Below are 20,199 nucleotides of genomic sequence, written 5' to 3' on the forward strand. Positions count from 1 at the left end.
CTCATTCAGTTATGGACGCTACAGAGTGTTTGATTCACAACCTTTTCTTAAGATTTCGCACGTCCAGTAGTAATCGTAGCTCAATCTGGTTTTGCTGCCTGATAAAGACCTGAAATCCGTTCCTGCCTCAATCTATATCCTCACGCCTGCACGCTGTCAATTGCGCAGGGGCAGTAACAAAAAACCCTGCGAGGCAGGGCTGGTGTATTTCTTAAAAGAGCAGGGAATTCAGCTGCGGATAAAGGCCAGCAGATCTTGGTTAATTTCATCTTTATGCGTACTGCACAGGCCATGCGATGCGCCCGGATACACTTTCTCAGTGCCCTGCGGCAGCAGTTTTAGCGCCGCTTTACTGGAAGACACCGGCGGTACAATCTGGTCATCATCTCCATAAATCACCAGCGTCGGAATGGTCATCTTCTTCAGGTCTTCACGCTGGTCGGTTTCAGAAAAGGCTTTCACGCAGTCATACAATGATTTGATCGACCCCTGCATGCCTTGCAGCCAGAAACTCTCTATCAGGCCTTCAGACACTTTCGCTCCCGGTCGGTTGAAACCGTAGAATGCTTGCGTCAGATCGCGGAAGAACTGTGAACGGTCGTTCTTCACGCCGTCGCGAATACCGTCAAATACCGACAGCGGCAGGCCGTCCGGGTTGAAGTCGGTTTTGATCATAATAGGCGGAACCGCGCCAATCAGCACCGCTTTGGCGACGCGCGAGGTGCCGTGGCGGCCAATGTAACGGGCGACTTCGCCGCCGCCGGTAGAGTGTCCGACGTGAATCGCGTCCTTCAGATCAAGATAGGCGGTCAGTTCGGCCAGATCATCACCGTATTGATCCATAGTATTGCCGTCCCACGGCTGCGAGGAACGGCCATGCCCGCGGCGGTCAGCAGCGATTACGCGATAACCGTTGTTGGCCAGAAACAGCATCTGGTCTTCGAAGGCGTCGGACGTCAGCGGCCAGCCGTGGCTGAATACCACTGGCTGACCACTTCCCCAGTCTTTGTAAAACAGGTGCGTACCATCTTTAAGTTTCAGAAAGTTTGAATTATTCACTCATCGTCCTCTTATGGCGGGATGGAAAGGGGTTATACGGGAACCGGTAAAAGTGTAGGTGAATTTTTGAGTCATTGAGCGAAATGTGATGCAGGCGGCATTTTTAAAGGGTTTATAAACGGCCACAGGCAGGGTCTGTGCAGTTTCTTCTTATGATGAGGGAATATTACTGCGACTCATGTTTGCAGTGATATATTCCGCAAAATGACTTGTATACAAGAATAAATGCCCGTTATAAAACACAACCTGACGGCCATAAAGCTCAGTGAAAGCAATGCTGTCACTGCTGTCATAAAACCATAAATTTCTTTGTGCATAGTGATAATGTTGCGCGATATCGTTATTTATTTGTCCCTATTGAAAAAAAACCGGCAATGAACGATAAATAATTGTGAAATAACTCACGGTTATGAACGCCTGTGTTGGCGATTTTTGGCAGTCAGGTTAATTTCCTGTCATCAGAATATTATGCTTTGTTTGGGCGTGGAGTGGAGTCGATATGCGCGTAGTGATTTTAGGCAGTGGTGTGGTCGGTGTCGCCAGTGCATGGTATCTGGCCAAAGCGGGTCATCAGGTGACGGTTGTAGACCGTCAGTCGGGCCCGGCTGAAGAAACCAGCGCGGGCAATGCGGGGCAGATCTCACCGGGCTACGCGGCACCCTGGGCAGCGCCCGGCGTTCCGGTCAAAGCAGTTAAATGGATGTTTCAGAAACACGCGCCGCTGGCCATCCGCCTCGACGGCACGCAGTTCCAGCTCAAATGGATGTGGCAGATGCTGCGCAACTGCGACATGAACCATTATCAGACCAACAAGGGCCGCATGGTACGTCTGGCGGAATACAGCCGCGATTGTATGAAAGCGCTGCGCGAAGACACGGGCATTCAGTACGAAGGACGCCAGGGCGGTACGCTGCAATTGTTTCGCACCGCTCAGCAGTTTGAAAGCGCCGCGAAGGACATCGCCGTGCTGGAAGATGCTGGTGTGCCTTATCAGCTGCTGGAATCCAGCCAGCTGGCGAACGCCGAACCGGCGCTGGCGCAGGTCGCGCACAAACTGACCGGTGGTCTGCGTTTGCCCAATGATGAAACCGGCGACTGCCAGATGTTTACCCGCAAGCTGGCCGAAATGGCCCGGCAGGCGGGCGTGGTGTTTGAATTCAACCGCACGGTGGACAAGCTGCTGGTGGAAAACGGTGAGATCACCGGTGTCCAGTGTGGTGATGAAGTGAAGAAAGCCGATGCTTACGTGGTGGCGTTCGGTTCATATTCCACTGCGCTGCTGGCTGATCTGGTGTCGATTCCGGTGTATCCGCTGAAAGGTTACTCGCTGACCATCCCGATTACCGATCCGGCGTCTGCGCCGGTGTCTACCGTACTCGATGAAACTTACAAAATAGCCATTACCCGCTTTGACGATCGCATTCGCGTGGGTGGGATGGCGGAAATCGTCGGCTTTAATCTTAAGCTGGCGCAGGCACGTCGTGAGACGCTGGAAATGGTGGTGAGAGATCTTTACCCGAACGGCGGTAACGTGGAGCAGGCGACTTTCTGGACCGGACTGCGTCCGATGACTCCGGACGGCACGCCGATCGTAGGCCGTACGCGTATCAAGAACCTGTTCCTCAATACCGGCCACGGCACGCTGGGCTGGACGATGGCCTGCGGCTCCGGGCAACTGCTGGCTGATATTATGTCCGGCGTGACGCCAGCGATCCCGTCCGACGACCTTTCGGTAGAGCGCTACAGTCCCGGCTTTATCGCTCATCCGGCAGGCCCGCATAAAATGCATCCGGTGGGCTGAAGCTGCTGTTAATTCACGCCTGTGCCGTACGGTGCAGGCGCCACTTTATTTACTGCCGGAGCTGGTATGCCTCGCCCGATTTCTGCCACGTTATCTCTCTCTGCGTTATCTCATAATCTGGACGTTATCCGCCGTTTTGCCCCGAACAGTAAAGTCTGGGCGGTGGTGAAAGCCAACGGCTACGGCCACGGTATTTCGCGTATCTGGAAACATTTGTCCGGCGCTGATGGTTTTGCATTACTCGATTTTAAAGAAGCGATTTTGCTGCGCGAAGCGGGCTGGGAAGGACCCATTCTTCTGCTGGAAGGTTTTTTCAGCGCCAGCGATTTAACGGCGGTTGACCGTTATCGCCTGACAACATCGGTGCACAGCGACTGGCAAATTGCCGCGCTGGCAGAAGCTCAGCTCAGCCAGCCGGTGAATATCTACCTGAAAGTGAACAGCGGGATGAACCGGTTAGGCTTTGCTCCTGAGCGCATCAGAGAAATCTGGCAACAGCTGCATGCGCTGAAGCAGGTGGGCGAAATCACCCTGATGAGCCACTTCGCCACGGCTGACAGCACGGAAGGCGTGGATACCCAGGTGGCGGTGATCACGCAAGCGGGAGAGGGCATCAGCGGGCCGCGCTCCCTGGCGAACTCCGCCGCGACGCTCTGGCATCCGTCTACACATCACGACTGGGTTCGGCCTGGGATTATTCTTTACGGCGCGTCGCCGAGCGGGCAGTGGCAGGATATTGCCACTACCGGCCTGCAACCGGTGATGACGCTTAGCAGCGAGCTCATCGGCATTCAGCACCTGCATCCGGGCGACCGCGTGGGCTATGGCGCGCGGTATACGGCATTGCAGCCTCAGCGCATTGGCGTGGTGGCGTGCGGCTATGCGGACGGGTATCCGCGCCATGCGCCGTCCGGTACGCCGGTGTGGGTGGATGGTGTGCGCACGGTGACGGTCGGGACGGTATCGATGGACATGCTGGCAGTAGACTTAACACCCTGTCCGCAGGCGCAGATTGGAACACCGGTTGAACTGTGGGGGAAAAATCTGCCGGTGGATGATGTGGCTGCAGCGTGCGGTACGCTGGGGTATGAGCTGCTGAGTGCGCTCGCGCCCCGCGTACCGGTAACTACAGCCTAGAAGCCTTACTTCTCCAGACGGGTCAGACGGCCCGTCGATTTTTTGCTGGCGCGACGTGCCAGCATCGCCAGACATCCTCCCGCCAGCATGACCAGCGCCACGCTCAGCTTTGGCTGTAACGGCAGCGCCATCGCAATAAATCCGAGCAGCGCACCGCCAGCCATCTGCACCGAACCGACCAGCGCAGAGGCGACACCTGCTTCACTGGAGAACGGCTCAAGCGCATAGCTGGTCGCCGGACCCATCAGGAAAGCCAGACCGGCGCAGGCACTGGCGACCGGCAGCATGTATAACCAGGTCGCTGTTTGTTCCGCCGGTGGTACCAGCGTGATCCCGGCAATCAACCCGGCACAGCCGATGAACATCAAAATGCCGCCCGTTTTTAAACACACCGGACGTCCGACCTTACGGATAATGCGGTTGGCAACAAAACTCACCGCCATGATCCAGAAGCCATTTGCGCCGAAGACGATGGAAAACTCCAGCGGAGTGAGTCCTGCGACATTCATCAGCACCGTCGGCGCCAACGAGACATAGGTCAGCGCCATACCCATCGCACCGGCATTCACCAGCGCAAACGTGATAAAGCGCGAGTCCGACAAAATACGGGCGTACTGACGAAACGGCAGGCCGGTATTAGTTTGAGTATCCGCCGGGCGGGTTTCCGGCAGTTTGAAAATAACCAGTAACAAAATCGCCACGGTATAACCGCTGAGTGCCCAGAACGGCGCACGCCAGCCATAGTACTGGGCGATAAGGCCGCCGATCAGCGGGGCCAGCGCCGGAATGATATTGAGCGTACCGTTAAGAAAACCGTAGGCGCGGGCGGCATCGTTACCGCTCATGCGATCGCGCACGCCGCTGAAAATAACGACCGACGTACAGCACACCGCCAGCCCCTGAACCACGCGCGAGAGCAGGAACATCCACGGCGCAACGGACGTGGCGGCAATGATTGCACCCGCCAGGTACACCACCACGCCGATAATGGCGATCGGGCGTCGACCGAATTTATCCACCAGCGGGCCGGCCACCAGCTGTCCCAGCCCCATCACCAGAATGAATAAGGAAATCGAGGACTGGATCACCCCCTCTGAGCTGTTGAGGCCGAGGGCAATCGCCGGGATGGCGGGCAGGTATAAATCAATACCCAGCGGGCCAAGCAATACCATGCTCAGCAACAGAAAAAGGAATTTTTGCATTGAAAACATCACTGTCAGTCATCCGAAGGGACGCTAAGGGTAATGATTTAGTTAATGAATGGGAAGGTTCTTGTGACGATCAGGCGAACGGGGGATGTGAACCAGAGTGGACAAGAACACGGACACTCAGGGAGTGTCCGTAAAGTCATTGTTCCGGATGCGTTATTTTTTCTTCCAAAAATCGTCAAACACCGTGACCGGCGGCTGGCGTTTATGCTCCGTGCGCAGATACCAACCTTCGATGATTTTCGCGGATGCCTCGTCGATAGTCTTGCCTTCCAGATAATCGTCGATCAGTTCGTAGGTCACGCCCAGCGCCACTTCATCCGGCAAGGCAGGGCGGTTTTCTTCTAAATCCGCCGTCGGCGCTTTGGTATATAAATGCTCGGGGCAACCGAGTTCTTTCAGCAACGCTTTTCCCTGACGTTTGTTCAGACGGAAAATTGGGTTGATGTCCGTGCCGCCGTCGCCGTATTTGGTGAAGAAGCCGGTGACCGCTTCTGCCGCGTGATCGGTGCCGACCACCACGCCTTTTTTCATGCCTGCAATGCTGTACTGCGCTTTCATGCGCTCGCGGGCTTTTTCGTTGCCCTTAATGAAATCGCTCAGTTCGATACCGATTTCACGCAGCGTCGCTTCACTCGCCAGCACGGCATTTTTAATATTGACGGTCAGAACCTGATCCGGCTGGATAAAGGTAATCGCATCCTTGCAATCGGATTCATCGGCCTGCACGCCATAGGGCAGGCGCACCGCGATGAACTGATAGCTGTCGTCAGCCGTTTGTGCACGTAATTCACTAATTGCCGTTTGGCAAAGTTTGCCGGTAAGAGTAGAATCCTGCCCGCCGCTGATGCCGAGTACCAAAGATTTAATAAAGGGATGGGCCAGCAGATAACTTTTGAGAAAATCGACGCTGACACGCACTTCCTGCGCGGCATCGATTTGCGGTTTAACGTGCAGAGCCTGAATAATCTCTTGTTGTAAAGCCATTGACCACTCCTCCTGAAGGCTGCCTTCGAGGAACCCGAGGCAAAAATAAGATGTTATCAGAACAAAACTACCCCGCATCGCTCAAAAGGACAAGATTGCGCAGCGCGTTCGGCGGAAATCTGTTCGCTGCCGGGTCTTGGTTTCTCAGGTGAAGTCTGCCGGGGAGCTGGTGATCAGGCCACATGATTTGCTATCACACCGCTTTCATGATGAAACTGCGTTGAAATGAAAAATCAACGCAACAAAACGTAATGATTGCGTTTTTTTATTGCAGGAAGTTTTGCAAATAATTTAAGTGATTAGGAACTGTCTAAAAAGGTCGCTTTATTAAGATATCGTGGCCTGAGTGCGTTATATTTGTTGCGGTAAAAAATTTGTATGTAGGTATGTGCCATCGAAACGGAGTTGCCAGGCTTGATTAACGGATCCTAATTAATGGCATTAATCGTGTAGTTCAATATCGTTATTTGCCTTAAGTCATATTGGGGAAGCAAAATGTTTTTTCGGGTTGTACGTCATTTACCAGTGTGTGCCGTTGTCTGCGGTGCCTCGCTGTTCAGTATCTCAAGCCTTGCAGACACCACTATTTTCACCGCGTTAGATGACCCTGCTCAGGCGAAAAAGCCGTTCGTGGGGAATGTTCAGGCGGGTTACAGTGCACAAACCGGTAACACCAGCAACTCCACGCTGAATGCCGATACCACGATGACCTGGTTTGGTACCAACACGGCGAACAGCCTGTGGGGTTCTGCGCGTAACACGTCCTCTTCCGGTGTGCGTTCATCCGAGAAGTATCAGGCCGGTGCCCGTACCCGTTACAATATCGATAACGCCAACTATCTGTTCGGTCAGGCCAGCTGGCTGAGTGACCGTTACAATGGTTACCGCGCGCGCGATGTGGCCACTGTCGGTTACGGTCGTCAGATTTGGAGCGGTCCGGTTCATACGCTGAATCTGGAAGCCGGTCCGGGTGTACGTCATGATGAGTTCCAGCAGGGCGGTAACTCCACCCGTGCATTGGCTTACGGTTCCGGTACTTATGGTTATCAAATAAGCGATACCGCGAAATTCACTCAGGGCGTTTCCGTGTTAGCGAACGATGAAACCACGCTGAACTCAGAAACCGCGCTGACCGTTGCGATCAACAGCCACTTCTCTTTGAAAGTCGCTTACGACGTCACGTACAACACCAAGCCACCCGCCAGTGCGCCGGATAAAACCGATACCGTCACTTCTGTGAATCTGGTTTACGGCATGTAATTTCCCGCTAAAGGGAAAGGAAATGCGCTGAAGTTTCCGTATTAAAAAAGCCGGCAGATTTATTTGCCGGCTTTTTATTTATCTCAATTTCACCCTTTTTCAGTTTGCTTATGAAGCAGATTGCGAAGCTGCAACCAACTGATTTTAAGACGTAAAAAATCCTCCCCAAAATCCCTCCAAAACTCCTCTCCAAAATGAATTTTAAAAAATCCCCTCCGGCGTGGGGAATCTTGCCCAGTTTTTCAACCAGCGTGATATGCGGTCATATAGCCAAAGTGATCCAATTAGCACCACGGTCATCATGGTATTTTTCAGTCATCGATGCTGATTTGTGACCCAGTAACGTTTGAGTGTCGATTCCGTGCGCGCTGTATAGCCGCTCGGCAAGAGACCTTTGTTCATGGAATGACGGGGGCGTTGTTCCTCTGGGGAATTTCAGTCCGGACATATTACGAGCTTCCATAAACACGCGGCTCAATCCGTTACCCCCAACAGGATCACCAGGTGCAGCAGAACCATGCGACCGTGTGTGATGAATAATGTATTTGCTGACGACCCGATCCCTACATCGTTTGATAACATCCCCAAGAGTCATGTTCAGTTCGGGTAAAAATAGGCTGATCGGCAGCGCGAGCCTGGTGCCTGTTTTTGATTGAGTGATGTGCAGGTGACCATCCCAGACGTCAGAAAATTTCATGTTCGAAATGTCTGTCCTACGCTGGCCACTGACCAGGGCGAGTAGCATTGAGTTTTGAATATATGGCTGTAGTTTTTCTGCTGCTTCAAATGCAGCCTTCCATTCATCAAAGCTGAGTCGTGCACGGACAACTTTAGCTCGAGGAATTCTGGTCGCCATTGCTGGGTTGAAACCTGGCTCCACTTCCCCGGCATGCTGCGCCTCTTTAAACATATCACCCCATACAGCCCTAAGTATTTGGGCCATTCGAGGTTTACCTGAGGCCTTATATTCATCCATGATCGCGGCCAGGGATTTTGTATCCAAATTATTTAGGCGAACATTGGGTAATCTTCGTGCAAGGACTAAAACACATGATTTTCTATTTTTCAGTGTTGTTGGTTTAATTTCCCCGTGTAAAACCCTTTCCTCCTGAATTGATAAATATTTATCAGCCCATTCTGACACCCTCATGCCTGCATCTTTAGACGTGGTGTTTTTAAATGTCATATCAATCAAAAAGTTGATCTGTTTCGACTGCTGTTCCGTAATCATATTATTTGCAGCGATTGCGGCTTCTCGCGCAGTATCCCCATCAGTGCCGAAGCCAATAAATTTACCGGTAATTGGATGCCGGTATTGCCAGTAAACCTTGCTCGTCCTGCGGTCTAACTTGCAGTACAGGTTTGGGATGTTGACTTTATGCGTACGGGGTCTGGCTGCCATTAATCGTTTTCTCCAGTAAAGCTCTGACAGAAGCGGGAAGGTGACTCGGGATCTCCGCTTTTGCAATGACACCAACATACTTCGCGTCTTCATCGACTATCCATTTACTGCCTTGTTTGATCGGGGCAGGGATGATCTGTCCGGTTTTTGCATACCGGTGAAGTGTTGCTGGTGCTGGTGGATATTTAAACCCTTTCGGACTGGATGCCCATTCCATCAAGGGTACGAGTTGGCCCATACGCTTTTTCTCCACACGTTAGTTATAGCCGGCTGCACACTGGCTTACAGATTTGAAAGCTTCTCGATTGCCTTGTCGAACGTTTCCACAGCAACATCCAGATCAGCGGCGCAGACCTTTGCTTTAATGGCGCGGACTTCCTCTGGTGATTTTGCGGCGCGGATCTGGGCCATTAAATCCAAAATAAATGATGGAGCAGAGTCAGGCGTAACGGCTGGCGCTTCACCCGGTCGCAAAACCAAAAGTTCGCTTGCCATGGCTTCAGCTTCTCCCCAGCGCAGAGAAGGGGAGCGATGCGCGATAATTTCCTTCAGACGTTCGTTGGTTAAATTTTTCATGATTTCCTCTCTGCTTTAATTTTGTAATAGGCCTGTTCAAAACCCCTCCAGTATTTCCAATACAGAAACCTCTGCTTTAGTCAGTTCGGGGCCATCATTTAACCGCCGTATCTGTAGTAATAGAACGAACATTCGGCACACCTATGATCCTAATACTCCGATCAGCTTTAAAAGCTTTTGCCAGCCTGTTTTCTGCTTCTCGAAGAGCCTGCCGGTATACCTGAGAAATTTGGCAGTCCGGCCCCCAGGAACCCAGACCGCCAATTTCAATAGTGAGCGTAACGATAGCGCCTGTTGTTGTTCTAACCACGGGTTTGTCGGTCATACATCCTCCTTCAAAAACAGGATCCAGTGAGTTTTGTCGGCTTTCCCGGTTCGCTGCCAAATAGTCGGCTTCTGGTCGGTCAGCGCGATAACTTGAGCAACTGGGATCTGCGTTTCGTTCCATTTGAAAACGAGCGTGCCGTGTGGCCGCAACACTCTGAACGCTTCGCGGAAACCGGCGGCGATGTCTTCACGCCACGTTGCTTTGTCCAGCGCGCCGTACTTCTTTCGCATCCATCCATTCACGCCAGCGCGTTCGAGGTGCGGGGGATCGAATACAACCTGGGCGAAACTGTTATCTGCAAACGGCAGGTGGCGGAAGTCTGCGATCACGTCCGGGATGATAAGCAACTGGCGGCCATCGCATAGCGTGTGATTTTCGCTCCGCACATCGCTGAATACAGCGCGCTCATCCTGCTTATCGAGCCAGAACATCCGGGATCCGCAGCACATATCGAGGATTGGCTTGCTAGTTGCCTCAGTCATACCGCCTCCCGATAAGATTTGCTGGTGTTGAGCGCCTGTTTGTAACTGGCCTTGGCTTCTTTCTGGGTATTACACCATTCACCGGAAGCGCGACGGGAAACCATGCGGAATTTCCCGTCGTTCGGATACCACGAACCGTATTCAATTTTCGGCACATCAATACCCAGCCACTCAGCAAACGAGTGGCCATAATCAGCTGCCAGATATTCTTGGTATCGGGTGCGTTTCTTTGGCGCTGGCAGTGCGGAAATTGCCATCTCGCGACCAGCATCCGTGACGTGGTAAACCACATCACCATCAGCACAGAAGGACGGCGCGGCGCGGGATGTCATCAGACCAGCAGAAACCAGAGATTCCAGATCAGCATTGTCACTGTGACCACCGCAGGCGAGGAAATAATTACGGTATGGTTCCCGGCGATTCTCGTTGATGCCCAGTGCATGCTGCAGCAGGCCGATCTGATGTTGGGTTATCTCATTCATCACCATTCTCCCCAACTAAACGATGCTGCAACCGGCCCGAGTTCTTCCGCTGCCACATAAACGCTACCTACCGGAGGTTTCACAGTTTCTGGCCGCCAGCCTTCGGTTATGTAACCACCCGCTTGCAACCCATCCAGGCACAATTTTGCGGTTTCCATCGTCAGGGCCATGCGCTCGAGCTGATATCGCTTGCGGTATACAAAGGCGCGTAGAGCCTCTTCCTTGGTAAGGTGATAGCTTGAACGCTCAGCACCTTTCAAACAGCGTTTGATACCGTTTTTCGCACGGGATTCTAACTGCGCCAACTGCACCGTAGTCATATGCGGATAGTCGTAACAGTGCCAAAAAGTTTTGTCGGTTTCGCGGATGACGACGCGCTCGCGCAGCATGATGATTGGCCTTCCGCTGCTATCGTTTCCGTCAACGTATCGGTAGCAATATTTTTTATCTTTCATGGATGCTCCCCTGCTCAGAACATCAGCTTTTCCCAGCGGCGCATAAACAAAGCTCTGGCCTTTACTGGGTTGAGAGGTGTGATAAGAATGTCGGTCGGCATGATGCCTTCCAGAATCGGCCAGAAATTATCGGCATCGACCTCCAGATCCCGACGTTCGGTCGCCAGCATGATCAGGTCAGCCGTTTTGACGATGGCGCTCATCTCCCGCGGGAGTTCGTATTTTTCGCGGATCAGGGAATCAATCTGGCGCTTGACGCGTGCATAGTCAGGCAGCATGCGCTTCAGCGGGGCTGGGATGTCCTTCATGTATGCTTCAGTAGCGTCATGCAACAGGGCCTCGCGCTGGTACTGTGGCGGAACAATCAGACTGCACAGAACAGAATGCTGCGCCACGCTGTAGAAGTCTGAAATCTGCCCGGCAAAGCGGCATTCGTGGGATAGCCCCTGCGCGATGTCGGTGATATTGAAGGCAAGTAGATTAGGATTTGAGAAATCCAAATGCTCGCCTGAAAAAGTGGTTAACCAGGTCATAAAATTACTCCACACGTTTAAAAAAAATAGGCTGCACACCGTTTTTGGCTTGATTGAATCCCTTGCCAGTGATGGCAATAAATTCGATTTACTCAGACATAGAAAAGGGCCACCGGTTATGCACTGGGTGTGCTGGTGGGGCCAGCGAACCCTTGTCTATGTCTGCGAAAAAAGTGGCGGTGGTCATGATCAGAACATTATCTTCGCTCCCCCTTGGGTAGGTTGAAGAGTCATGCCACCGCCGAAAGACAACTACACACAGCAATTATCGAGTTCCACGTCGATCTGGTCGGGCGGCGGGAGTTGAACCCGCAACAGGGTAAGGAGCCCTGCCATCACCGGATGCTTGGCACAACGTTAAGAGCACTGATTCTGTGGTTCAGAAGGTTGATTGTTAGTGAGACGCTCAACAACCAGTGCTCTTATCGTTGTGTTCCTGATGTGAGTCAGTATTAGCAAACTTACATTTGGTGTCAATAAAAAAGTTAAGTTAACTTACATTTAAATTTTGGACACAAAAAAGCCCGCGCATGGCGGGCCTTATAAGATAGGTATGCTTAGTGGAAATCGATGATGATCTGTTTCACGACACCAACCAACTTGCAGCTGCTATCAATTAAAATAGGTTTGAATTCTGGATTAAGTGGCATTAGGTAGTGATTTGGGCCATCTATTTCCAGTTTCTTAATAGTTGCCTGGCTGCTTCCATCAACTTGCGCCACCACAATGCGGCCGTTGGCCTCATCGATGAACCCAAATTCAGGATCCACAATAACTATGGAACCATCGGGAATGCTCAAGGCACCTGTTGAGGTCATAGATGCCCCCTTTACCTTGAGGGCAAACGAGTTATCTGAAACCCTCGCAGTTGTCTCTATCCATTCTGTATTGCTGGCAGTCAACTTCTCGCTGATCACGTCAGTCCATGCCCCGGCCTGAACCCAAGATATGAGCGGAACACTTTTAGAACGTCCGGCATTTATCCTGCTTGGATCGTCGATTTCACCTTGCCCCTTCAACAGCCAGTCAGGCGAAGACTGAAGAACAGTGGATAATTTCAGCAGGCTTTCGCTTGATGGTACGGTGGCGTCGTTTTCCCATTGGGTCACAGCCGAGGCGGAGACGCCCACATATTCAGCCACATCCTTTTGAGTCATTTTCAACTGACGCCGCCTAAATTTTACACGGCTTCCCACGGTATTCATCAAAACCTCCCGTCATTTTCAATGTTAGCTATCTTACATTTAGTTGACGTAAGTATTCTGTGAATATACGATGTAAGCATACTTACTTTATGGGTGGAGGAAGCATGTTTAAAAGTGATGTTCTCAAGCATTTTGGCGGAACTTCGAAGACAGCAAGCGCATTGGATATTTCTCATAGTGCCGTTTGTCAGTGGGGCAACGTTATCCCGGAAAAACAGGCGATGAAAGTTGAAAGAATTACGAAGGGGAAAATTAAGTACGTCCCTTCCATGTACGAAAAGGCTAGCACCGCTGGCGCTCAACCATAACTACCGAAGGAAAAGCGAAATGGTAGACCTGAAATCAACAGTAAAAGCGATGTGCAAAGCATTCCCCGGTGGTCGGGCGGCAATGGCTGGCGCTTTGGGCATGACTGAAACGCAATTCAACAACAATCTGTACGAAAAGAACGGCTGTCGCTTCTTTGAAGTGGTTGAGCTGGAAGCGATGGAAGACATCAGCGGCACCAGTTGCCTGGCTGAACATTTTGCACAGCGCCGCGGCGGTCTGTATGTGGACATCCCGCAATTGGACGAGCTCGACCAAGTAGAGCTTTTCAGCAAAAGCATGCGTACGGCGGCACATCGCGGGCATGTGGACATGTTCATGCAGGAAGCGCTGGAAGATGGAAACATTGATGCTCAGGAAGCGAAGCAAATCCTGACGCTCCATTCACGCCATCTGGCCGCGCGTGATGCAGAGGTTAGGGCTGTTTTGGCGCTATTCAGCAAAAGAAGTAAATCCGGAAAGGTTGACGCCCCAAGTGTGCAGCTTGAGGCGTCGGGTGCATTAACTAAACAGTGTGGAGTAATCAACGCATGAACAGTTTACTCATAAAAGCTGGAGTTCCGCAAATCCGCTGTGTTGCAACTGGCGGCACCGCTGGCTCTCTTTCGTACGAAGTGATGATAGGCAACCGCTGGATCCCGTGCAACTACCAGTTCGCCGCTTGGTGGGTAGGTTACGTCTGTGAAAACAGCCGGAAGGTGAGCGCATGTCTGAAGAAATCCAAAAGCTGGACCGGCATTACAAGGATTGGCGGGGCGTTGTGGTACACGTCGTGGGCTTCGACCGATCGGGCGGCAGAGTCATCTTCATGCGCGCAGATTACCCGCATGAGTGCGCACAGCCGGTTGAGTTGTTCCGATCGCGGTTTGAGAGGTTGATTGATGAGCCGGATATTTGAAATCGTTCAGGCCATGTCAGGGCAGGGTAATTGCATCACGATCCCTGCACCGTATCTGGACTTTGTCTTCGGTGACCCGCAGGCGCACCTGCTGGGCGCTATTTTGAATCAGCTGGTCTTCTGGTCAGGCAAGCCGTCTTCTCAGGAAAATGGCTGGTTCTACAAGACGCATGAAGAGTTGGCTGCAGAGATTCGTGGCGTTAAACCTGATCAGGTTCGTAAGGCCGTGGACAAGCTGATCACCAAGTACTTACCGGGCGTCATTCTGGAAGCAAAACGCAAAGTTAACGGTACCCCGAAGAAGCATTATCGGGTAGACGGCGATGCGCTAATCACCAAAATCTTCCCGCCAGTACTGGAAACGGCAGTATTGCCGAATGGGAATGGCGATATCGCCGAATCCAAACGTCAAAAAAGCCAAATGGAAACGGCAGAATCGCCGAATCTTAGAAACGGCAATATCGCCGATTCTTTTCTCTATACAGATCACTACACAGATCAAAACAAACAGATCATAAAACCCTCTTGTCCGCCGGCTGCGCCGACAGACGGGGAGGAATTTATTTCTGAACGTTTGACGAGAGAAGCCACTGAAATCATTCAGCACCTGTCGAACCTGACCAGCGTGAAGTTCGAAACCTCAGACGGCAACCTGCAACACATCCGCGCCCGTCTGCGTAACGCTACCGCGACCAAGGCTGAAATGCTGGTGGTTGTAGATCACCTTGTTGCCAGCTGGCTCGGCACGAAGTATGCGCGCGGACTGAACCCTGCAAAGATTTTCTCTTCCGAAAAGTTCTCTTCCAACCTGCTGGCAGCCAAAGCATGGGACGCCGCTGGCCGCCCAGCTTGTTCAAGCGAAGCCACCGCAACAGGAAATGACTCCACTGTCGATTCTGCTGAACGCGACGCAGCATACCGCCGTTTTACTTCTGGCGTCGGGGCAACGAAAAAGCCGAGTGAGCTGGAGAAAATGGTCCGTGTAGAAGCGGACAGAGCGAACGTTAGAAACATGGGGCCAGCTTATTCACAGCCACGCTGGAACCAGATTTGGAAAGAGTGCGCACAGCGCCAGCAGGGAGTGAAAGCAGCATGAAATCATACCCAGAGTTAGTTCTCGAAGAGCTACAACGCGATAACACCCCGCGTACATCGGCACAGATTGAAGCCCAGATCACCGCCAGAACAGGCGTTACGCCGCACAAGACAGCAGTGCACGGCGCAATCATCGCATTGAGAAAGCGTCCTAACGTGCATCTGATTCATACGTTGACCAATCCGCGCAAGTACAGCCTGGTAGTTCCATCAGCAACAGTGAAAACCCCGGCTGAAATCAATGCTGAGTTTGAACGTAATTTGTGGGCAGTACGTCAGGGAAGGGGACAGGTATGAATAGCGATTTAGAGCAGTTCAGCGAAGAAAGGCTGATGGAACTTATACACGAATCATCCAAACCAGAAATTGAGGCACTCGCCCGCATAGCCCTAGCGGCAAAGCAAGCAACACCAGCCAAGCCGTCACCGAAAAAACCTAACCATGCCCAGTGCTGCGCTGAAGCAGGCGGTGACCCTCGCTACTGCGACTGTGTTAACAAAGACCACGTTTATCTTTCAACGTTAGACACCACCCCACAACCAGCCCATACAGAGCAGGGAAAGGCCGTGGCAAATGAGTTTCTACCGGAAAATCTTGACCGCGCCTTAACGATAATGGGAGTGGCATTGCCGGAATCGAAAGAGGAGTTTAATTTTCAGGCGGAACGCTGGGTGCAGCGACTTATCAATCGCGTCATCCGTTACGAAGGAGAAATCCAATCGCAAGAATCCCATACAGAGCAGGATGGCTGGATTAAGTGCAGCGAGCGGATGCCTGATGTAAAGACTGCCGTGCTTGTAGGGTGCTTTTTTGGGAGAAACTGGACTTCAAAATGGGCAACTTTCGTTCCTGGAAGTCCTGAATCTCAGATTTCTGGGTGGATAATTCCGGGTGCATCATGGAAACCTACCCACTGGATGCCACTACCCGCCGCCCCTAAACCGGAGGCGCTATGACATCTGAATTCGCAAGCACCACCCCGATCGAGCACAAAGACCGCTGGCAGACGCCGGTTGAAGTCTTCACCGCGCTGGATCTGGAGTTTGGTTTCTATCTGGACGCCGCCGCCGACCACCAGAACACGCTATGCGCCCGGTACCTGACTGAAGCCGATGATGCGCTGGTTGCCGATTGGGAGAGTTACGGCGCCATCTGGTGTAACCCGCCATACAGCGCGATCACCCCGTGGGTTGAGAAAGCCGCCGAGCAGTGCCGCGCCCAGCACCAACCGGTAGTGATGCTTCTGCCAGCCGATACCTCAACAGGTTGGTTCTCGCTGGCGCTGACTACCGCCGACGAAATCCGCTTTATCACTGATGGTCGCCTGTCCTTCATCAATGCCGGTACCGGCAAGCCAGGCAAGAACGGCAACAGCAAGGGCAGCATGCTCGTTATCTGGCGCCCATTTATCAAACCGCGCGGGCAATTCACCACCGTTTCGCGTGAAGCGCTGATCACTGCTGGCGCTGAGTACCTGCAGGAGGTGGCAGCGTGAACGAACTTCAGAAAATCTGGCTTGATGCCTATCGCAGCTATCTCAAGGCTGCATCACCTACTGGCGAGCTTTGCCCGTCGGATCACGATAGTGCGCTTGATCATGCCGATGCTGTGCTGAATAGCCTGCTCAAAGCTGGAGAGGTGAATTGATGATCCACTATCACGGCGGACCCATTACCCCGGATACCTGCGCGATGAAAGCATGGTCAGCTGGACATGCGTTTATCTCTTTTGCCAATTCCAGCCAGATAGGATTGGCCTCGGAAATCTGCCAGTCATTCGCATTGGACAATGGTGCGTTCTCAATTTGGAAAAAAGCAGGGAAGAACAAAATCGACTGGTCTGATTATTACGACTTTGTTGAACGCTGGAAGAATCACCCTGGGTTGGATTTCGCAGTTATCCCTGATGTTATCGACGGCGGTGCCGCTGAGAATGATGCTCTGCTGGCTGAGTGGCCACACGGTAAGTTCGTCGGCTGCCCCGTCTGGCACATGAATGAAAGTGAAGACCGCTTTATCCGGCTTTGCCATGAGTACCCACGGGTGGCGATCGGCAGCTGTGGCGAGTATGACGTCAAATCACCACTCAAAGCCGTGGCCCGCATGAAAGACATTATCCGTCACGTTGTGGATGCTCATAGCCGACCTATCACTAAACTGCACGGCCTTCGCATGCTGAATAAGGACATCTTCACCCGACTTCCTCTCGCGTCCGCAGACAGCACAAACGTAGCGCGCAATATCGGAATTGATAGCGCATGGAAAGGAACCTATTCGCCTCAGTCGAAAGAAACCCGCGCTTATGTGCTTGCTGAGCGCATTGAATCCTTCAACAGCACCGGGACGCTGGAATATTGCGAAGTCCGGGATCGCTTCAACATGCAACTACAGATGGAGGTATAGCGATGATTGATGAACCGAAAGACGACAGCGAAAACGTTCTGGCCTTCACGAAGCGATTCGACAGCAATGCAGACATAAAGGACATGCGTAATTTTGTTGAATCAGATCAGGCAGTCCCGCGCTGCATGCACGGTGGTGTACTGGTATCTGAGTTCGAGCGAAAAGTCACATGTCGCCGCTGTGGCGCCGTGCTCGATGCATTCGATCACGTTCTCTCCATTGCAAAACAGGAAACAAAACTGGATTGGGAATTGCGTCAGCTGCGCGGTGAAATCACCGATCACCGCACCGGCCTTGAAAAGCTGAAACGTGAAGAGCTCAACACCCGAAACCGTATTAAAAACGCCGAAGGAAAACTGGCAAAAATCAGCATGGAAATCGCCAACATGAGTATAGCCGCCGGTATTCCAGTCGCCGCCGTCACCCGTGACACCTACACAGACGCGGAGAATTCATGATGCAACTGATCCTGCCATTCCCGCCGAGCATGAACGGTTATTGGCGCTCACCCGGTAAGGGCGCAAAGATCAGCGAACGCGGGAGAATCTACCGGTCAAACGCCATTGGTGCGGTGTATGAGCAGCTGCGCCGCCGCCCTCAGCCATTACAGCAGGATGTGCAGATCACGGTCATCCTGTACCCGCCGAACCGTGCAAAGCGCGACCTGGATAATTTCTTCAAAGCGCTGTTCGACAGCCTGACACACGCGGGCGTGTGGGTAGACGATAGCCAAATTAAACGGATATCTGCTGAGTGGGGACCTGTAACAAAGCTGGGAAGAGCTGAATTAACAATCACTGATTTCAAACCTGCCGGTGTGCAGCCGGTTTAACGTGTGGGGTATTTATGTCGAACAGTTTGCTGTCAGGAAAAGTGGTAACCATGTCGAGCCGTGAAATTGCTGAGCTGGTGCAGAGCAAGCACAGCGATGTTAAGCGCTCGGCTGAACGGCTTGCAGTTGGTGGAATATTAAGCGCGCCGTTGGCGCACACCCCCTATCTGCATGAGCAGAACGGTCAGGAATATCAGGAATACTGGTTCAATAAACGTGATTCTCTGGTGCTGGTCGCCCGGTTGTCGCCGGAGTTTACCGCCGTTGTGGTTGACCGCTGGCAGGAGCTCGAAACGAAAAGCCAGGTGCCGCAGTCACTTCCAGAAGCACTGCGCCTCGCAGCAGATCTGGCAGAAGAAAACCAAGCCTTAGAATCACGGCTGGCGCTGGCGGCCCCGAAAGTGGAGTTTGTCGATCAGTACGTTATGGCGAAAGGTTCAATGGGCTTCCGCGCAGTCTGTAAATTGCTGCATGCCAAAGAACCGGAATTCCGCCTATTCCTGTTAGATAAAGGGATTGTTTACCGGCTTGAAGGCCAGCTGACTCCAAAGGCCATTCACTTAGAAGCCGATCGCTTTGAAGTGAAGACCGGCACAAGCCAGCAGAACCAGCATGCATTCCGGCAGGCTCGCTTCACGGCAAAGGGTGTTGAATGGGTTGCCGGGCTGTGGGCAGGATATTTGAAACAGAAACAGGAGAACGCGGCGTGAGAGCATTATTGAAGCCATACCCACAGAGGGATTTGGGGATCGTGCTGTTGCGGCCGCCGGCGGACATGCTGCAGCACTTCAGCGGTAAACGTCTGCTGATCACCGACGAGCCAGCGGAGCTGCGCGGCACGGCGGATGGTCTGGTACCGGTAGAGGCTCAGCCGTTATCGCGTGATCCGCGTCTCGCGCCCTTTCTTTCGTCAGAGCGCGTGATTGGTCTGGCTGGTGGCTGGGATGCGCTGAAGCTTTGGGTTAAGCGTAACCGCGGTTGTCAGTGCACCGACTTCGGCGGCCTATATCATCATCATGAGCTGGTGCAGGTTCGCCGGGCGCGCGGCACTGTTTCCCTGTGCTGGTCTCACGATAATGAATACCGGGACAAAGAATCAGCCAAACTGGACGCCGCTGCGCTGGCGAACGTCACTGAATTCGTGACAGAAGCAATCCGCGCGCGGTCTCGTCTGCCAGACGGCCACCGCCTGACCTTGCCGGAACTGTGCTGGTGGGCAACGAGTAAGGGGCTGGCGGCACAGTTGCCGGAGGAAATAATTTGCGAGGCTCTTGGCGTGAAATACCGTGCACCTGGCACCCAGATGAAAGAATCCGACACCAACCCGTATGAGAAAGAACCGCGTGAGGCGCTGGTGAGCAACATCAAACCTGTGCTGGCGCTGGCAATCGATCCGGAGACGCCGGAGTCATTCTTACTGCGCCCGAAGCGCCGCCGGTACGAGAACACGAAATACACACAGTGGGTAAAGCGCCAGCCATGTTGTGCCTGTGGTAACGGGTCTGATGATCCGCACCACATCACCGGCAACGGATTTGGTGGAATGGCGACAAAAGCGCATGACCTGTTCGTGATCCCGCTGTGCAGACGGTGTCACGACTCACTTCATGCGAATACCCAGGATTGGGAAAAAGAACACGGTACACAGGAACACCTGTTACTGACGACATTAGACCGCGCGCTGGCGATGGGTGTTATCGCTACCGGCAAAGCAAAATAAGTGTGGAGAC

At 52.7% G+C, this 20,199-nt stretch carries 28 protein-coding genes; 16 read left to right on the forward strand and 12 right to left on the reverse strand.

Going from position 1 to position 20,199, the window contains the following annotated elements; translation table 11 throughout:
• Positions 1–228: 228 nt before the first annotated feature.
• Positions 229–1,059, reverse strand: a complete 831-nt coding sequence (locus I2123_RS11900; RefSeq protein ID WP_213050511.1) for an alpha/beta fold hydrolase — start codon at positions 1,057–1,059, stop codon at positions 229–231.
• A gap of 499 nt (positions 1,060–1,558) precedes the next feature.
• Between I2123_RS11900 and I2123_RS11905 the strand changes: the two genes are divergently transcribed.
• Positions 1,559–2,860, forward strand: coding sequence for a D-amino acid dehydrogenase (locus I2123_RS11905; RefSeq protein ID WP_213050512.1), 1,302 nt, complete (start codon positions 1,559–1,561; stop codon positions 2,858–2,860).
• A gap of 66 nt (positions 2,861–2,926) precedes the next feature.
• The gene (gene dadX / locus I2123_RS11910; protein ID WP_112168028.1) at positions 2,927–3,997 is read left to right on the forward strand and encodes a catabolic alanine racemase DadX; all 1,071 of its coding nucleotides are present in this window, start codon (positions 2,927–2,929) and stop codon (positions 3,995–3,997) included.
• Between the two features lie 5 nt (positions 3,998–4,002).
• On the opposite strand, the gene I2123_RS11915 is transcribed toward dadX, so the two are convergent.
• Together I2123_RS11915 and nadE are read right to left on the reverse strand one after the other, a co-directional pair.
• Complete coding sequence (locus I2123_RS11915; protein ID WP_120078257.1) at positions 4,003–5,199, reverse strand: multidrug effflux MFS transporter; 1,197 nt, start codon at positions 5,197–5,199, stop codon at positions 4,003–4,005.
• 162 nt (positions 5,200–5,361) lie between these two features.
• Positions 5,362–6,192, reverse strand: coding sequence for an ammonia-dependent NAD(+) synthetase (gene nadE / locus I2123_RS11920; RefSeq protein WP_213050513.1), 831 nt, complete (start codon positions 6,190–6,192; stop codon positions 5,362–5,364).
• Positions 6,193–6,687: 495 nt separating this feature from the next.
• On the opposite strand from nadE, the gene I2123_RS11925 reads away from it, so the two are divergent.
• Positions 6,688–7,452, forward strand: a complete 765-nt coding sequence (locus I2123_RS11925) for a DUF481 domain-containing protein (RefSeq protein WP_112168026.1) — start codon at positions 6,688–6,690, stop codon at positions 7,450–7,452.
• Positions 7,453–7,714: 262 nt separating this feature from the next.
• On the opposite strand, the gene I2123_RS11930 is transcribed toward I2123_RS11925, so the two are convergent.
• The 9 genes from I2123_RS11930 to I2123_RS11970 all read right to left on the reverse strand — a co-directional run bounded on the left by I2123_RS11930 (position 7,715) and on the right by I2123_RS11970 (position 12,915).
• Positions 7,715–8,854 (reverse strand): phage integrase Arm DNA-binding domain-containing protein, encoded by a 1,140-nt coding sequence (locus tag I2123_RS11930; RefSeq protein WP_213050514.1) that lies wholly within the window; start codon positions 8,852–8,854, stop codon positions 7,715–7,717.
• Positions 8,829–9,092 carry an excisionase gene (locus tag I2123_RS11935; RefSeq protein ID WP_213050515.1) on the reverse strand — a complete coding sequence of 88 codons (264 nt, stop codon included), beginning with the start codon at positions 9,090–9,092 and terminating at the stop codon, positions 8,829–8,831. The genes I2123_RS11930 and I2123_RS11935 overlap by 26 nt, the downstream gene beginning before the upstream one ends.
• Positions 9,093–9,136: 44 nt before the next feature.
• Positions 9,137–9,430, reverse strand: coding sequence for a hypothetical protein (locus I2123_RS11940; RefSeq protein ID WP_213052592.1), 294 nt, complete (start codon positions 9,428–9,430; stop codon positions 9,137–9,139).
• A gap of 94 nt (positions 9,431–9,524) precedes the next feature.
• A complete protein-coding gene (locus tag I2123_RS11945) occupies positions 9,525–9,755 on the reverse strand; it encodes a hypothetical protein (RefSeq protein ID WP_213050516.1) in 231 nt (76 codons plus the stop codon).
• Complete coding sequence (locus tag I2123_RS11950; protein ID WP_213050517.1) at positions 9,752–10,240, reverse strand: class I SAM-dependent methyltransferase; 489 nt, start codon at positions 10,238–10,240, stop codon at positions 9,752–9,754. Before I2123_RS11950 ends, I2123_RS11945 begins: the two co-directional genes overlap by 4 nt.
• Complete coding sequence (locus I2123_RS11955) at positions 10,237–10,722, reverse strand: hypothetical protein (protein ID WP_213050518.1); 486 nt, start codon at positions 10,720–10,722, stop codon at positions 10,237–10,239. The genes I2123_RS11950 and I2123_RS11955 overlap by 4 nt, the downstream gene beginning before the upstream one ends.
• Positions 10,722–11,177, reverse strand: coding sequence for a hypothetical protein (locus I2123_RS11960; RefSeq protein ID WP_213050519.1), 456 nt, complete (start codon positions 11,175–11,177; stop codon positions 10,722–10,724). The genes I2123_RS11955 and I2123_RS11960 overlap by 1 nt, the downstream gene beginning before the upstream one ends.
• Positions 11,178–11,191: 14 nt before the next feature.
• Complete coding sequence (locus tag I2123_RS11965; RefSeq protein ID WP_213050520.1) at positions 11,192–11,710, reverse strand: HD family hydrolase; 519 nt, start codon at positions 11,708–11,710, stop codon at positions 11,192–11,194.
• A 557-nt stretch (positions 11,711–12,267) separates the two neighbouring features.
• A complete protein-coding gene (locus I2123_RS11970) occupies positions 12,268–12,915 on the reverse strand; it encodes a LexA family protein (RefSeq protein ID WP_213050521.1) in 648 nt (215 codons plus the stop codon).
• Between the two features lie 104 nt (positions 12,916–13,019).
• Between I2123_RS11970 and I2123_RS11975 the strand changes: the two genes are divergently transcribed.
• From I2123_RS11975 to I2123_RS12035, 13 genes are all read left to right on the forward strand, one after another.
• A complete protein-coding gene (locus I2123_RS11975; RefSeq protein ID WP_213050522.1) occupies positions 13,020–13,223 on the forward strand; it encodes a Cro/CI family transcriptional regulator in 204 nt (67 codons plus the stop codon).
• Positions 13,224–13,242: 19 nt separating this feature from the next.
• On the forward strand, positions 13,243–13,776 hold the full coding sequence (locus tag I2123_RS11980; RefSeq protein WP_213050523.1) for a YmfL family putative regulatory protein: 534 nt from the start codon (positions 13,243–13,245) through the stop codon (positions 13,774–13,776).
• Positions 13,777–13,948: 172 nt separating this feature from the next.
• Positions 13,949–14,140 (forward strand): DUF4222 domain-containing protein, encoded by a 192-nt coding sequence (locus tag I2123_RS11985; RefSeq protein ID WP_213050524.1) that lies wholly within the window; start codon positions 13,949–13,951, stop codon positions 14,138–14,140.
• Entirely contained in the window at positions 14,124–15,236 is a 1,113-nt protein-coding gene (locus tag I2123_RS11990) for a conserved phage C-terminal domain-containing protein (protein ID WP_213050525.1), read from the forward strand. Before I2123_RS11985 ends, I2123_RS11990 begins: the two co-directional genes overlap by 17 nt.
• Positions 15,233–15,532, forward strand: coding sequence for a hypothetical protein (locus I2123_RS11995; RefSeq protein ID WP_213050526.1), 300 nt, complete (start codon positions 15,233–15,235; stop codon positions 15,530–15,532). Before I2123_RS11990 ends, I2123_RS11995 begins: the two co-directional genes overlap by 4 nt.
• Complete coding sequence (locus I2123_RS25790; RefSeq protein WP_420834334.1) at positions 15,529–16,191, forward strand: DUF551 domain-containing protein; 663 nt, start codon at positions 15,529–15,531, stop codon at positions 16,189–16,191. The genes I2123_RS11995 and I2123_RS25790 overlap by 4 nt, the downstream gene beginning before the upstream one ends.
• Positions 16,188–16,730 carry a phage N-6-adenine-methyltransferase gene (locus tag I2123_RS12005; protein ID WP_213050527.1) on the forward strand — a complete coding sequence of 181 codons (543 nt, stop codon included), beginning with the start codon at positions 16,188–16,190 and terminating at the stop codon, positions 16,728–16,730. The genes I2123_RS25790 and I2123_RS12005 overlap by 4 nt, the downstream gene beginning before the upstream one ends.
• A complete protein-coding gene (locus tag I2123_RS12010; RefSeq protein WP_213050528.1) occupies positions 16,727–16,882 on the forward strand; it encodes a hypothetical protein in 156 nt (51 codons plus the stop codon). Before I2123_RS12005 ends, I2123_RS12010 begins: the two co-directional genes overlap by 4 nt.
• Positions 16,882–17,637, forward strand: a complete 756-nt coding sequence (locus tag I2123_RS12015; RefSeq protein WP_213050529.1) for a hypothetical protein — start codon at positions 16,882–16,884, stop codon at positions 17,635–17,637. Before I2123_RS12010 ends, I2123_RS12015 begins: the two co-directional genes overlap by 1 nt.
• Positions 17,638–17,639: 2 nt before the next feature.
• Positions 17,640–18,095 carry a hypothetical protein gene (locus tag I2123_RS12020; RefSeq protein ID WP_213050530.1) on the forward strand — a complete coding sequence of 152 codons (456 nt, stop codon included), beginning with the start codon at positions 17,640–17,642 and terminating at the stop codon, positions 18,093–18,095.
• Positions 18,095–18,469 (forward strand): RusA family crossover junction endodeoxyribonuclease, encoded by a 375-nt coding sequence (locus I2123_RS12025; RefSeq protein ID WP_213052505.1) that lies wholly within the window; start codon positions 18,095–18,097, stop codon positions 18,467–18,469. Before I2123_RS12020 ends, I2123_RS12025 begins: the two co-directional genes overlap by 1 nt.
• Before the next feature lie 14 nt (positions 18,470–18,483).
• On the forward strand, positions 18,484–19,179 hold the full coding sequence (locus tag I2123_RS12030; protein WP_213050531.1) for a phage antirepressor KilAC domain-containing protein: 696 nt from the start codon (positions 18,484–18,486) through the stop codon (positions 19,177–19,179).
• On the forward strand, positions 19,176–20,189 hold the full coding sequence (locus I2123_RS12035) for a DUF968 domain-containing protein (protein WP_213050532.1): 1,014 nt from the start codon (positions 19,176–19,178) through the stop codon (positions 20,187–20,189). The genes I2123_RS12030 and I2123_RS12035 overlap by 4 nt, the downstream gene beginning before the upstream one ends.
• The last annotated feature ends 10 nt before the right edge of the window (positions 20,190–20,199 follow it).

This window comes from Rahnella inusitata (genome assembly GCF_018288855.1).
Lineage (GTDB): Bacteria > Pseudomonadota > Gammaproteobacteria > Enterobacterales > Enterobacteriaceae > Rahnella > Rahnella inusitata.